Genomic DNA, 13,035 nt, shown 5'->3' on the forward strand with positions numbered 1-13,035 from the left:
CCAAAATAAACCTGTCCCTTTTTGGTAGGTTACTGGTTCATGTTGCCGTGGATGTAGGGGGTGACCTCGGGGGAGATATGGCCGCAGCCTAGGTTGCGCAGGGCAGATTCGATGGCGGCGGGAAGCGGGGCCTTGCCCTCGTCGTTGACCGCGGTGCTGCCGAGGGCGGCGATCTTGGCGACGTCTGCCGGCGCGGCCTCGATATGCATGCAGCCGCCGACGAGGCGTGCGCGGACCTGGTCCAGGCCAAGGTCGTGCAGGTAGTCCTCACAGGTGCGGATTACATCGACCTTCTCGCGCGTGAGCTCCTCGCCCGTGGGGACTCGCGTGGCCAGGCAGGCTCCTGCCGGCAGGTTCCAGACGGGGTATCCCCAGGCGCGTAGCAGCTCGCGCTCCTCGTCCTTGGTAAAGCCGACCTCCATAAGCGGCGAGCGCACGCCGAGCTCCTGGGCGGCGCGCATGCCGGGGCGGTAGTCGCCGCGGTCGCTTGCGTTGCTGCCGTCGATGACGGTGGGAAAACCCAGCGACCTGGCGTGGTTGACGATGGTGGTAAAGCCGGCGCGCTTGCAGTGGTAACAGCGGTCGGCGTCGTTGCAGGCTACCTGGGGGAGCTGCAGCTGATCGACCGAGAGGTTGAGCACGGGGAGCTTGAAATGCGGCCCCTCATCGGCCTGCCCGTCAACCGCCCGCTCAAACGAAGCCTGCTCGGGCGTGCCGATGAGCGGCGTGGTGAGGTGAACGAGAAGCGTGCTGGCGGGCATGATGCGGGCGCAGACTGCGGTCAAAAAGCTGCTGTCGACGCCACCGGAAAAGCCGATGGCGACGCGTCCGTATGCCAAAAGCAGCTGCTCGAGCGCTGTGAGTTTGTCCTGAAGCCCCTCTGCAGGTGCGGTGGTGTCTGAAAGCATGAATCGATCCTTGCCGTTGAGTACTCGGTCGAAAACTATAATCCTACCGAGCCGCTTGTCATAAGACTTCTATCTATGTAACGAAAGTGCAATATGCTATATACGTTATATACAAGTTTACAGGTGCGGTAAAGTTGCGGGAGTACAGCAGCGCGAAGAGATGGGGGACCGATATGATCAAGGCCGTTATTTTTGACATGGACGGAACGCTGGTCGACACCGAGCGTTTGGGTATCAAGGCGTGGAAGGCGGGCGCGGCCGAGCTGGGATTCGCGATTGATGATGCGCTGATCCATCAGTTTATCGGTCGTACGCTGCCCGATGTCATGGGCATCCTTGAGGAGCATTACGACAGCAGCGAAACCGCTGAGGCAATCTATCGTCGCCATAAGGAGATTCGCGACGAGATGGTCAAGACCGATCTGGAGCTTAAGGCTGGCGCTGCCGAGTGCCTGGACGAGCTGCTGGCTGCGGGCTATCACGTGGGCCTCGCGACGTCGTCGCGCCACGTTACCGCCGAGCGCAACCTTAAGACGGTCGGCCTCTTTGACAAGTTTGAGACGGTGACCTGCGGCGAGGACGTCGTGCACGGCAAGCCCGACCCCGAGATGTACCTGCTCGCCTGCGAGCGCGCGGGCTTTGCCCCCGAGGAGTGCGCCGTGGTCGAGGATTCCCGCAACGGCTGCGTCTCGGGCATCACGGCCGGTTGCCATGTGTTTGCCGTTCCCGACATCGTGCCGCTGCCGCAGGACGTGGTGGACGGCTGCGAGGCTGTGCTCGATACGCTGTTCGATCTGACGGCCGCGGTCAAGGTCGTGTGCTAAAGGTAGGCGCCCAGGTTGATGTCGGTTATTGGGGCCGCGGATGGGCCCGTCGGGTGCTGCTCGGCCTTTTGGGTGCTCACACGCTCGAGCAAGAAGGGGCGTACGAGCTCCTGACGGTTAATGTCCTCGGTGGCCGTGACCGTGGTGACGGTGCGCGCGGCGGAGCCGATGCGGACTCGTTTGGTCTTGGCGGCAGGTTTATCCTCGATTTGTTCCATGAGCAGCTGCACGCCCTTGCGGCCGATCTCGTAGCCCGGTGGTGCTACCGTGGTGAGGGGGACCGATCCGCTCCAGGCAAGCGGGTTGCCATCGCAGCCGGCAACAAGAATCTGGCCGGGGACGGAAATGCCTTTGTCGGTCAGCGCCGAGATAACGCCCGAGGCCAATACGTCGGTCAGGCCGATGACAAAATCGGGGCGCTCGTCAGCAGGGCGTTCGGCAATCTGGGTACCGATGCTGTAGCCGTCGGCTGCGGTATTCCACTCTCCGGCATCGATGACCTCAATTTTGATATCGGGATGCAGGGCAAGTGCCTTGTGGATGCCAAGGACGCGCAGGGTGAGCTGCATAAATGCCGCTCGGCCTACAACGACGATGCGGTGTGCGCCGCGGGCGATGGCTAGCTCGGCGATAATGCGCCCCTGTGCCTCGTTGTCGGCGGCCACGTAGTAACCGGGTTCTGAACAATGGACGTCCAGATGGACGATGGGGACGGGAATCTTGGTCATGGCGGGGTGCCAATCGGGGGACGCCATGGGCTGAACCATGACGCCGGACATCTGCGTGCCCATAAAATAGCGCAGGTAATGATCCTCGAGAATGTCGTCGTTATCGGCATTGGCGATGAGCAAGTCATAGCCGTGCTTGCGTGCCTCGTTGTGGGCACCGCTGGCAATCTGGAGCGAAAAGCCGTGGTCGAGACGGGGGAGGACCAGGCCAAAGGACTTGGTGGCGCCGCCCGCGAGCTGACGGGCGCTTTGGTTGGGCAGGTAGCCAAGGCGATTAATGGTCTCGTTGATGAGCTTAAGGGTTTCGGGGCGCAACTTTTCGGGGTGGTTGAGCGCGTTGGATACCGTGCCCAGCGAGACCCCTGCCTCGCGCGCGACGTCGCTGATTTTTACCTTTGCCATAGCGGCCCCTTTGATGCGTTTCAAGTACAAGCCAGATTGTAGCATCGCCCGCCCCTGGGGTGTCAAAACCTGCCAATTAGGGACAGGTTTATTTTGGTAGGTTTTATCTGCGAAAACGCCGTTGCCAGCGCGACCACCACGAAGGGGACAGGCACCTTTGTGGTGGCTTGAGCTGCCCGGGCCTTCAATTGTCTCGATCTGTAACATCTGGGCGGCAAAACCGGCTCTACCTGTTACAGATCGAGACATAGTGCTGGGGCCGAACCGTAATGTCTCGATCTGTAACACTAAGCCGGCTTCCGGAGCCCCAGATGTTACAGATCGAGATCTTTCGCCGGGACAGAGCGCCGGCCCGATCAGGCCACCACAAAGGTGCCTGTCCCCATTGTGGTGGTTTGGACCGGCTGGGCATGTGTGCATCGGGTGGTATCTAAGTTGAGATACCACTTCTGGTATATCAGCTTGCGCCTGCGTGAGTACAATACTCGAACGTTATGCGTCTCAGCGCCCCTTGTGCGTGGACGTCTTGCAGTCACGCGAACGAAGGGATTTATCCTATGTGCGGAATTGTCGGCTACACCGGCTCTGATATTGCAAAGAACATCCTGGTCACGGGCCTCAAGCGTATGGAGTATCGCGGCTATGACTCCTCGGGCGTCGCGCTCGAGGTGGGTGAGGGCGCCGCGGCGCACCTCGACGTCATCCGCCTCGTGGGCAAGGTCGCGGGCCTGGAGAGCGAGCTTTCCAACATCGACAGTGACGCTACCTGCGGTATCGGCCACACCCGTTGGGCCACCCACGGCAAGCCCTCCGTCGTTAACGCCCATCCCCACACCAGCTGCGACGGTCGTATCGCCATCGTCCACAACGGCATCATCGAGAACTTCGCCGAGCTGCGCGAAGAGCTGGAGGGCCGCGGCCACCACTTTAAGAGCGAGACCGATACCGAGGTCTTCGCGCATCTGATCGAAGAGGCTTATGCCGAGACGCACGACCTGATGGCCTCCGTGCGCGAGGCTTGCACCCACGTGGTCGGTGCCTATGGTCTGGCCGCCGTGTGCGCTGACGAGCCCGGCGTGATCGCCGTGGCGCGCAAGGACTCCCCGATTGTGGTCGGCGTGGGCGAGACCGGCTCCTACGTTGCCTCCGACGTGATCGCGCTTATCGATGCCACTCGCGATGTCGTGGTGCTCGAGGACGGTCAGTTTGCCAAGCTCACGCCCGCGGGCGTCGAGTACACCGACGAGGCCGGCAACGTCATCGAGCCCAAGGTCACCCACATCGACTGGGACCTGGACATGGCAGAAAAGGGCGGTTATCCCGACTTTATGCTCAAGGAAATCCACGAGCAGCCGCGCGTCGTGCGCGATACGCTGGTGGGCCGTATGACCCCCGCCGGCGAGCTCGATATCGACGAGCTGGGCCTGTCCCTCGAGGAACTCAACGACATCGACCGCGTCTACGTGATCGCTTGCGGCACTAGCTATCACGCTGGCCTCATCGCCAAGAACCTTATTGAGGGCTGGGCTCGCATCCCCACCGAGGTTGAGGCGGCCAGCGAGTTCCGCTATCGCAATCCCATCATCACGCCGACGACGCTTGTCGTGGCTGTGTCCCAGTCGGGCGAGACGGCCGACACCCTTGCCGCCATTCGCGATGCGCGCATCAAGGGCGCCAAGGTCTTTGGCATCACTAACGTGGTGGGCAGCCCGGTGGCGCGCGAAAGCGATGGCGTCATCTATACCAAGGCCAACAAGGAGATTGCGGTTGCCTCGACCAAGAGCTTCATCGGTCAGGTCGTTAGCCTCACGCTTTTGGCCCTGCTGCTGGCGCAGGTCAAGTACCGCCTGACCACCAAACAGGCACGCATGATGTTCCGCGAGCTTTCCGATACGGCCGAGCAGATCCAGTGGATTTTGGACACGCAGACCGAGGCCGTGCACGAGGCCGCCCTGCTGTGCAGGGACGCGCAGTCGGCACTGTTTGTGGGCCGCGGTATGGGCGCTGCCATCTCCTACGAGGGCGCGCTCAAGCTCAAGGAGGTCAGCTACCTGCACGCCGAGGCGTATGCTGCCGGCGAGATGAAGCACGGCCCCATCGCGCTGATCGATCCGGGCTTCCCCGTCATCGCCGTGGCCACCAAGAGTGCCACCTACGACAAGACCGTGTCGAACCTTATGGAGTGCAAGGCGCGCGGTGCCAAGGTCATCGTCGTTGCCACCGAGGGCGACGAGGAGATCAACAAGATCGCCGACTGCATCATCCGCGTGCCGGCCGTCCGCGACGTGTTCAGCCCCATCACGGCGAGCGTCCCGCTGCAGCTGCTCGCCCGCGAGGTAGCCATCCTGCGCGGCTGCGACGTTGACCAGCCCCGCAACCTGGCGAAAAGCGTCACGGTCGAGTAGTTGGTTCCGCCGTTCTAACGGCCAAGGCCCGGCTCCGCGTCATCAGACGGAGCCGGGCCTTTTTGTACGGAGAAACCACCACAAAGGTGCCTGTCCCCTTTGTGGTGGTTTTGGCGGGTTAGCGGAGCTTGCTGGTCTCGAAGTACTCGGGGAACTGGTCCAGAACCTCGGTTTGGTTGCGGAACATCATGTGCAGGTGCTTGCTGACTAAAAAGCTCGCTTCGATAGGGTCGCGACCGGCGATAGCGCGGCGAATCTGCTTGTGCTCGTTCACGATGTCCTGATTGTCGAGAACCTGCGTGGCGGCACGCAGCCAGCGGAAGCGCTCCAGGTCGGCATTGGTCTCTTCGAGCCACGACCACACGGTGCTACGGCATGCGATGCTAAAGATCATGCGGTGCATGAGGTTGTCGCTTAAAAAGAATCCGATGCGATCCTCTTCGGCCATGGCCTTTTCCTGCAACGCGATGGCCCGGTCGAGCTGCTCGACGCCTGCCGAGGTGGCGCGCGCGCAGCACTCTACAATCACCTGTTTTTCCAGGTGCTCGCGAATGTAGCAGGCACTCTCGGCAAGGGTGAGGTTGATGGGCGAGACATAGGTGCCGCTTTGGGGCACGGTGCGCACCAGGCCCTCTTGCGCCAGACGCACCAGTGCCTCGCGCACAGGGGTGCGCCCCATATCCAGGTCGTCGCACAGCTGCTTGACGCCCAGCTTTTCGCCCGGTTTGTAGTCCAGATAGACGATCTTGCGTCGAATGGTGTGGTAGGACTGGTCCTGTAGGCTCGTTTCTTGCTCGCCGATGTGCATCGATTCTTCCATAGCGCCTCACAAACGTTCTTCCACACTCATATGCCAGTTGTTTATTATGCCGCGAATCAGTTCTCTGCGGTGGAAATTCAATCGCCGCCCGATAACTTTTGCGACATTTTTGCCTGCGTTTGTACGGGATTGCGCTCAACGTTGCCGTATCATAAGCCGTCGCAAACGTGAAATAGAAAGAAGGAATCCCATATGCAACTGGCGAATATCGTACGCGAGCGCTGGAAGGGTGTCTTGTTCTGCCTGATCATCGCCATTCCCGCAACGTTGCTCGGCAAACAAATTGAGGTGGTCGGTGGGCCGGTATTTGCCATCCTCTTTGGCATGGTCCTGGCGCTCGTCTTTCCCAAGAATCGCCGCGAACAGCTCGCCGCCGGCGTCACCTATACGTCCAAAAAAGTCTTGCAGTACGCGGTTATCCTGCTTGGCTTTGGCATGAACCTCTCGCAGATTCTGTCCAAGGGCGCCCAGTCGCTACCGATTATCGTGGCGACGATCTCGACCTCGCTTGTCATTGCCTTTGTACTCTGCCGCGTTATGAACGTGCCGGGCAAGATCGCGACGCTTGTAGGTGTGGGTTCATCGATTTGCGGCGGTTCTGCCATCGCCGCGACAGCACCCGTCATCGATGCCGACGATCGCGAGATTGCCCAGGCTATTTCGGTCATCTTCCTGTTTAACGTTATCGCGGCGCTCGTGTTTCCGACGCTCGGTGGTATGCTCGGGCTGACCAACGAGGGCTTTGGCCTGTTTGCCGGCACCGCCATCAACGACACCTCGTCCGTAACGGCTGCGGCGAGTGCTTGGGACAGTATGCATCCCGGTGCCAATGTGCTCGAGAGTGCCACAGTGGTCAAGCTCACCAGGACGCTGGCCATTATTCCCATCACGTTGGTCCTCGCATGCTGGCAGATGCATCTGGCGCGCAAGGCCGGCGGCGACGCCAAAAGCACGTTCTCGCTTAAACGCGCGTTTCCCATGTTTGTGCTGTTCTTTGTGCTGGCGAGCGTAATCACCACGGTGCTTCAGCTTCCCGTGTCCATCACGGCGCCCATCAAGGAGCTTTCGAAGTTCTTTATCGTGATGGCCATGGCGGCTATTGGCTTTAATACCGATATCGTCGAACTGGTCAAAAAGGGCGGCAAGCCCATCGCGCTGGGCTTTTGCTGCTGGATTGGCATTGCGTGCATGAGTTTGGGAATGCAGCACGTGCTGGGAATCTGGTAGAGAAGTAGCTTATTCGCGTGCTGGTTGCTGGTGAGCGCATGCCTGCGGTGGAGCGATAGGAGCTCTTGCGGGTATGGCTTGTCCGCAGGTTTATAAGTCCCGAAGAGCTCTTATCGCCCCGCCAGGATGGCGATGCGGGGCAACACCTATACTCGCAGGACGGCGCTTTCTGCTCTATAGTGTTTGGTGAGCAATATCGTTCAATTTTGAAACACTCGGTCGTGCGACCGTCGGCGGTTGTACGTCGCCGCGGACAGGGGCAAATCATGAATAGCGATGCCAAGCTGAACATCTTGACCGAGGCCCTGGCTGCTGCCGGGGCCTCGGCATTGGCAATCGATGCGCGTGGGGACGTCGCGATTTCGACCATGAATGACGCGGCGCTTGAGCGGGATGTGGCGGCTTTTGTCGCTGATCGTCTCGACCGTATAGGAGACGGCGCGCGTCTGATTATGGGGCGCGCGGGTACGCGCCTGAGCCTGACCGTTCGCCCCGCCGACAAAGAAGGCGGGGGCCTTTGGGTCATCGTGGTCCGCGAGGTGCGCGGCGCCGCGGCACATGCGGGCATCGAGTGGCTCAACGCCGACGAAGTTGAGGCCCGCTACGAATCGAGCGCGTACGGCATCGTTGAGGGGGCGGCCTCGGTAGCTGCGCCGGTCGCCGAGAGCTACGCGCGCGGCGTGCCCCTTATGCTCGAGGGCGAGCTGGGAGCGGGTCAGGTCGAGATCGCCAAGCGCCTCTATCTGGACGGTCCTTTTGCCGATCAACCCTTTGTTGCCGTTGCGCTCGATGAGCTTACCGATCGCGGTTGGCGCCACGTGCTCAAAAGCGCCGAATCGCCGTTGTTCCAAACGGGGCTGACACTTTGCATTGCGGGCTGGAATGCGGTTGGCCCCCAGCGCCTTCGCGAGCTCGTTTCCACGATGGCCGACACTGCGTTGGCGACGCGCTGCCATGTGGTGCTGACGGCGAATGACATGCCGGGCGGCAGCGAAAGTGATCAAGCCGCCTTTGTGACCGAGCGCTTCGCCTGTGCGGTGAGCGTGGCGCCGGCAATCGTCGAGCAGGGAGCCGCGTCGACGAAGGTTGCGCGCTATTTGGAATATCTCGCTGGTGCATTTGGGACGGCAGCGCCCACGCTGTCTGCCGCGGCGACGAAGGCACTCGATGCTTACCGCTGGCCGCGCAATTATCTGCAGCTCCGCGAGGTCTCGGAACGACTGTATATATTGGTGGGGGCGGGCACGGTGGATCGCGCTGTGGCGGAGGAAGTGCTCGCCCAAGAGGACGTGATTAAGACCGCAACCTTTGGCGCCCCGACACTCGAAAGCGACCTGTATATCCTGCGACCGCTGGCCGATACCGAGCGAGATATCGCGCATCTGGTTGTAGATCATCTCCACGGCAACCGAACCCGTGCGGCGGAGGTGCTGGGCATAAGCCGAACAACGCTGTGGCGCTTACTGAAGGACGATGACCGTTGAGCGAGGCGCCCGTGACCGCGCGCGACGCGTGTGCTACAGTCCAAAGCGTTATTGTTTCGATTTGGTTACGGCGTGCGGGGGCGTATGGCTGAGACTACAAAACCGAGCCGCAGAAGGCGGAGCGCCGCGCCGGTCAACCGACGCACGACATCGGTGACGTGGGGCAAACACGCCTCGGGGTTTGATGGTTCGTTCAAGCGCACTAAATACGGCTATCCTTCGGCAAGCGCCCGCTTGGCCATGCAGGCAGAGTCCTCGTTGTGGGGCCGCAAGTGCGTGGTGGGCTCAAAGCTCAAGCACGACGGCACGCTCGGTTACATCAGCCGCGGGGCGGCTCGTCGCAGCGGACTCAATCCGGCTGGTTGGCATCGTTATGTTCCGATCGCGGTCGTCGTTGCAGTGATCGTCATCGCACTCGCTGCGCTTGGCTACGCCGGCGGTGGCGCCAACTTGGACGCGGTGTTTAAATCGCCCGAGCTCGCGCATGCAGGCACAGAAGTTGTCGAGGGCGCTCAGACCCAGACGGGCGTCGCGCCCCAGCGCGGCATGGTCGCGGCAGCCTCCACCATCGCCGACGCTCAAAAGGACGAGGGCGAACAGGGCGACGGCGCCGAAACGACCCACACGAACGAAACGACGACAACTCCATCGGCAAGATAAGTTGCGAGTGGGGTGGCTAAAATAGCCTCGTCCCAAATTAGCTACCCCTATGACGCTCTTGGGTTACCTTACGTAGACGACGTTGTCGCGGCGGGGTTTGGGCTCGGGTAGCGTGTCCTCGGCATAGCCCAGAATGCAGTGACCGACACCGCGCAGGCTGCCGTCGGCGGGCAGGCTCCAGCTGGCCAGCAGCTCCAGGCCCTCGGGCGAGTCAAAGACCTCATGCGCGCGGTGAATCCAGCATGAATCGACACCCAGTGCATAGGCGGCGTTGAGCAAGTTGCCCATGGCGAGCGAGCCGTCTTCCAGATGCGTGGGCACGTTGCGGTCGACCAGTACCACCACAACCGTTTTGGCTCCGTAGAAGGGGTCGCCGTTGCTACCCATGACTTGGGCGTTAAGCTGCGAGAGACGCTCGACGGTCGCGGGATCGGTGACGGCGACAAACGTCACCGGCTGGCGGCCCATGCCGCTCGGTGCATATTGGCCGGCTTCGATAATACGTGCAAGCTTTTCGGCCTCGACGGGACGATCGCTGTATTTGCGGCAGCTGCGGCGGTGAATGAGCGCTTCGATAGTCTCCATGGTGCCTCCTTGTAGTGGCGTTGCAGATGCCCCGTTCATACCCGTCGGGCTCAAACGATAGACGGTCAATTGCCCGGCCAAAAGGATAGATTCCAATTGGGAAAGTAGGTTTGCATAAAAGTACCTTCAGAATGTGACAAACAAATGGGATGGTTAAACGTTTTATCCCGTCTACCCTGCGGTTTTTTACCACTTGCCTAAATGACGAACGTATAACCTCTGATAAAGGTTTTACTAAAGGAGTACCAACGTTTATCAATGCGCCGTGGTGGCGCCGGGCCAGGAGGTAACTATCATGTTCCAGGCTGGAGATGTCGTCGAGACCGACTTCGAAGGATTTCTGAAGCTGCTGCGTTCCAAGACGCGCGCTTTTGTGATGATTGACGATCACGAGTACTACATCACGCACACCGATGGCTATTGGCGTGTTCAGGATTGCGAGGCCCTCAACGACAAGGGCCACTTTACTGACTGCTCCGAGCTGGTCAATACGGTCTGCGAGGTTGTTGAGCTGCCTTGGATTTGCGGCAAGAGCCTGCATGACAGCTTTGCGGGCGCTACGGTCTACGAGGCCGTCGCTGCCTAACAGGCAATAAAACCCGATTTTCACGTGACCGCTGGCGCCGCCCCCGCGCCGGCGGTCTTTTTCTGCCGATAGGCCATAAAAGTGCACGCGTTTGCGGAGAGCCTGTTGACGATAGTCAAAACTCGGACTAATCTAGAGATATAAAATTGGTCAAAAATCGGACAATCGAATGGTGGGATAGATGAATAGTGCGGTTACGCTGGTCGACTTCGACCGGTTGCTCAATGGACTCGACCATATCTATTCGGAGTTCTCGCGCGCCTGCGGCCTTTCGGACTGCGCTTACTGGATGCTCGTCGATACCAGCACGGCGGGCGGCAGTATTGCCGTAAGCCGTCTGACAAGCGAATGGTTCTACAGCAAGCAGACCATCAACTCGGCCATTAAAACCTTGACGGCGCGGGGCTTCGCAACGTTGGAGTTTGCCGAAGGCAGTCGTAAGAACAAGGTTGTGAGCCTGACCGAAGAGGGCAGGCGATTTGCCGAGCGTTATGCGCTGCCGGCACTCAAGGCCGAGCAGCGAGCCTTTGGCGCGCTTGAGCCGTGTGAGCAGCGCGAGATTATGCGCTTGATCGGAAAATTCTCTCAGGTGCTCGGTGAGGAGTGCGAGGCATTTAAGCAGCATATCGCTGCCGAGAGCCAAGCCGAGAATCAAGGTGAGGGGGAGTCGTGCGACTGTTAATGAGGTTTCTGAAGCCCTATCGAGGGCTTATCGCAGTGACGCTGCTGGTGCTGCTGGTTGATAACGTCGGCACGCTGTTGGTTCCCACGATGCTGGCGAACATGGTCAACACCGGTATCACCACGGGTGATGTCGACTACATTTTGCGCAATGGCCTCTACATGCTTATCGCGACCGGCATGGCCAGCGGCGGCGCGGTGCTGGGCTGCTATCTTTCGGCGCGCTTGGCCGCCAACGTGGCCTGCGATATCCGCAATGCCGTGTACGACAAGTCGCTCGAGCTCGCGGCCAGCGACTTTGAGCGCTTTGGCACCGGATCGATGATCACGCGCTCGCTCAACGACATCAACGTGATTCAGCAGGCGATTCTGCAGACGATTCAGCTGGTGCTGCCCGTGCCGTTTTTGGCTGTGGCGGGCATCATCTTCGCCTGGTTTGTCGATCCCGCCATGGGCACGCTGCTGGGCGTGGTCGTTGCGATCGTGCTGGTGGCGGCGGTCTTTACGGTGGCTAACGCCGCGCCGATTTTTATGCGCCTTCAGAGCTTTATCGACCGCATGAACGTGGTGCTGCGCGAGAACATCGTGGGCGTGCGCGTCATCCGTGCGTTTAACAAGGAGCGTCACGAGGAGCGGCGCCTGGACGAGGTGTTCAGCGACTACGCCGCCAACGCCATCAAAGTCAACCACCTGTTTGTGGGCCTCGACAGCTCAAGCTTCTTTTTGATGAACATCGCCGAGGTGGCGGTGCTGTGGGTTGGCGGCAACCGCGTGGGCGCCCACGCCATGCAGATCGCGAGCATCTCGGCGGTGCTGGAGTACGCGCTTCTGATCCTGTTCTTTGTGATGATGGCGCAGATGGTGGTGCTAACGCTGCCACGCGCCGCGGCATGTCTAAGCCGTGCACAGCAAGTGCTGGAGATTGAGCCGAGCATCGTCGATGGCCAGCGTACGCTTGATGCGGCCGCGTCCGACTCAAAGGACGGGGCTGATGCGGTTGCCGTGTTCGATCATATGTCGTTTCGCTTTGACGACGCCGACGAGGACACGCTGTGCGATCTGAACTTTACCTGTCGTCGCGGTCAGACGACAGCGATTGTGGGCTCGACGGGCTCGGGCAAGTCGACGGTGGCAAAGCTTCTGTTGCGCTTCCACGATGCCACGAAGGGTGCCATTCGCTTGAGCGGCGTCGATTTGCGCGAGCTTTCGCAAGGTGAGATTCGCGGGCGCATCGCCTACGTGCCACAGAAGGCGTGGCTGTTCTCGGGCACCGTGGCAAGCAACCTGCGCTTTGGCAACGAAGACGCGACCGAGGCGGACATGCTTCATGCGCTGCAGGTTGCCCAGAGCACCTTTGTGCTCGATCAGCCGCAGGGGCTCGATACCCCGGTGGTGCAGGGCGGTACGAACTTTTCGGGCGGCCAGCGCCAACGTCTGGCCATCGCCCGTGCGCTCATGAAGCATGCCGATCTGTATATCTTCGACGATAGTTTTTCGGCCCTGGACTTTAAGACCGATGCGGCCCTGCGCCATGCGCTGCAGGACGAGACGCGCGACGCCGCGGTGCTCATCATCGCGCAGCGCATCTCGACGATTCTGCACGCCGACCAGATTGTCGTGCTCAAGGATGGCGAGGTCGTGGGCCTGGGCACGCATGGCGAGCTTATGGAAACCTGCGAGGTGTACCGCGCCATCGCGGAATCGCAGATGAAGGGAGGTGAGTAG

Annotated in this window: 12 protein-coding genes; 8 read left to right on the forward strand and 4 right to left on the reverse strand. The window is 60.6% G+C overall.

The window, feature by feature from the left end; translation table 11 throughout:
- Positions 1–29 precede the first annotated feature (29 nt).
- Positions 30–908: an ATP-dependent sacrificial sulfur transferase LarE gene (locus DXD39_RS09875; RefSeq protein WP_117803959.1), complete on the reverse strand. Its 879-nt coding sequence runs from the start codon at positions 906–908 to the stop codon at positions 30–32.
- Positions 909–1,081: 173 nt separating this feature from the next.
- Here DXD39_RS09875 and DXD39_RS09880 point away from each other — a divergent pair, with 173 nt between their 5' ends.
- Entirely contained in the window at positions 1,082–1,732 is a 651-nt protein-coding gene (locus DXD39_RS09880) for an HAD family phosphatase (protein WP_117803960.1), read from the forward strand.
- Here DXD39_RS09880 and DXD39_RS09885 read toward each other — a convergent pair.
- Positions 1,729–2,862 carry a LacI family DNA-binding transcriptional regulator gene (locus DXD39_RS09885; RefSeq protein WP_233541173.1) on the reverse strand — a complete coding sequence of 378 codons (1,134 nt, stop codon included), beginning with the start codon at positions 2,860–2,862 and terminating at the stop codon, positions 1,729–1,731. The two genes, DXD39_RS09880 and DXD39_RS09885, sit on opposite strands and share 4 nt — an antisense overlap.
- A gap of 557 nt (positions 2,863–3,419) precedes the next feature.
- On the opposite strand from DXD39_RS09885, the gene glmS reads away from it, so the two are divergent.
- The gene (gene glmS, locus DXD39_RS09890) at positions 3,420–5,267 is read left to right on the forward strand and encodes a glutamine--fructose-6-phosphate transaminase (isomerizing) (RefSeq protein WP_117803962.1); all 1,848 of its coding nucleotides are present in this window, start codon (positions 3,420–3,422) and stop codon (positions 5,265–5,267) included.
- 118 nt (positions 5,268–5,385) lie between these two features.
- Here glmS and DXD39_RS09895 read toward each other — a convergent pair whose 3' ends face one another.
- Positions 5,386–6,087 (reverse strand): GntR family transcriptional regulator, encoded by a 702-nt coding sequence (locus tag DXD39_RS09895; protein WP_117803963.1) that lies wholly within the window; start codon positions 6,085–6,087, stop codon positions 5,386–5,388.
- Between the two features lie 192 nt (positions 6,088–6,279).
- Between DXD39_RS09895 and DXD39_RS09900 the strand changes: the two genes are divergently transcribed.
- The 3 genes from DXD39_RS09900 (at position 6,280) to DXD39_RS09910 (ending at position 9,458) form a co-directional block, all read left to right on the forward strand.
- A complete protein-coding gene (locus tag DXD39_RS09900; protein WP_117803964.1) occupies positions 6,280–7,314 on the forward strand; it encodes a YeiH family protein in 1,035 nt (344 codons plus the stop codon).
- A 266-nt stretch (positions 7,315–7,580) separates the two neighbouring features.
- Entirely contained in the window at positions 7,581–8,798 is a 1,218-nt protein-coding gene (locus DXD39_RS09905) for a helix-turn-helix domain-containing protein (RefSeq protein ID WP_117803965.1), read from the forward strand.
- Positions 8,799–8,882: 84 nt separating this feature from the next.
- Positions 8,883–9,458, forward strand: a complete 576-nt coding sequence (locus DXD39_RS09910; RefSeq protein WP_147347925.1) for a hypothetical protein — start codon at positions 8,883–8,885, stop codon at positions 9,456–9,458.
- Between the two features lie 63 nt (positions 9,459–9,521).
- On the opposite strand, the gene DXD39_RS09915 is transcribed toward DXD39_RS09910, so the two are convergent.
- Positions 9,522–10,043 carry a nitroreductase family protein gene (locus DXD39_RS09915; protein ID WP_117638091.1) on the reverse strand — a complete coding sequence of 174 codons (522 nt, stop codon included), beginning with the start codon at positions 10,041–10,043 and terminating at the stop codon, positions 9,522–9,524.
- A 295-nt stretch (positions 10,044–10,338) separates the two neighbouring features.
- Here DXD39_RS09915 and DXD39_RS09920 point away from each other — a divergent pair, with 295 nt between their 5' ends.
- From DXD39_RS09920 to DXD39_RS09930, 3 genes are all read left to right on the forward strand, one after another.
- Positions 10,339–10,629 (forward strand): CDP-alcohol phosphatidyltransferase, encoded by a 291-nt coding sequence (locus tag DXD39_RS09920; RefSeq protein ID WP_199572186.1) that lies wholly within the window; start codon positions 10,339–10,341, stop codon positions 10,627–10,629.
- A 181-nt stretch (positions 10,630–10,810) separates the two neighbouring features.
- Positions 10,811–11,311, forward strand: a complete 501-nt coding sequence (locus DXD39_RS09925; protein ID WP_117648383.1) for a MarR family winged helix-turn-helix transcriptional regulator — start codon at positions 10,811–10,813, stop codon at positions 11,309–11,311.
- The gene (locus DXD39_RS09930; RefSeq protein WP_117803967.1) at positions 11,311–13,035 is read left to right on the forward strand and encodes an ABC transporter ATP-binding protein; all 1,725 of its coding nucleotides are present in this window, start codon (positions 11,311–11,313) and stop codon (positions 13,033–13,035) included. The genes DXD39_RS09925 and DXD39_RS09930 overlap by 1 nt, the downstream gene beginning before the upstream one ends.

Origin of the sequence: Collinsella sp. TM04-29, assembly GCF_003466565.1 — a bacterium.
Lineage (GTDB): Bacteria > Actinomycetota > Coriobacteriia > Coriobacteriales > Coriobacteriaceae > Collinsella.

Excerpts from the sequence above, each read along its gene's own strand:
- DXD39_RS09875 (WP_117803959.1), bottom strand. The coding sequence starts at position 908 with ATGCTTTCAGACACCACCGCACCTGCAGAGGGGCTTCAGGACAAACTC.
- DXD39_RS09880 (WP_117803960.1), top strand. The coding sequence starts at position 1,082 with ATGATCAAGGCCGTTATTTTTGACATGGACGGAACGCTGGTCGACACC.
- DXD39_RS09885 (WP_233541173.1), bottom strand. The coding sequence starts at position 2,862 with ATGGCAAAGGTAAAAATCAGCGACGTCGCGCGCGAGGCAGGGGTCTCG.
- glmS (WP_117803962.1), top strand. The coding sequence starts at position 3,420 with ATGTGCGGAATTGTCGGCTACACCGGCTCTGATATTGCAAAGAACATC.
- DXD39_RS09895 (WP_117803963.1), bottom strand. The coding sequence starts at position 6,087 with ATGGAAGAATCGATGCACATCGGCGAGCAAGAAACGAGCCTACAGGAC.
- DXD39_RS09900 (WP_117803964.1), top strand. The coding sequence starts at position 6,280 with ATGCAACTGGCGAATATCGTACGCGAGCGCTGGAAGGGTGTCTTGTTC.
- DXD39_RS09905 (WP_117803965.1), top strand. The coding sequence starts at position 7,581 with ATGAATAGCGATGCCAAGCTGAACATCTTGACCGAGGCCCTGGCTGCT.
- DXD39_RS09910 (WP_147347925.1), top strand. The coding sequence starts at position 8,883 with ATGGCTGAGACTACAAAACCGAGCCGCAGAAGGCGGAGCGCCGCGCCG.
- DXD39_RS09915 (WP_117638091.1), bottom strand. The coding sequence starts at position 10,043 with ATGGAGACTATCGAAGCGCTCATTCACCGCCGCAGCTGCCGCAAATAC.
- DXD39_RS09920 (WP_199572186.1), top strand. The coding sequence starts at position 10,339 with ATGTTCCAGGCTGGAGATGTCGTCGAGACCGACTTCGAAGGATTTCTG.
- DXD39_RS09925 (WP_117648383.1), top strand. The coding sequence starts at position 10,811 with ATGAATAGTGCGGTTACGCTGGTCGACTTCGACCGGTTGCTCAATGGA.
- DXD39_RS09930 (WP_117803967.1), top strand. The coding sequence starts at position 11,311 with ATGAGGTTTCTGAAGCCCTATCGAGGGCTTATCGCAGTGACGCTGCTG.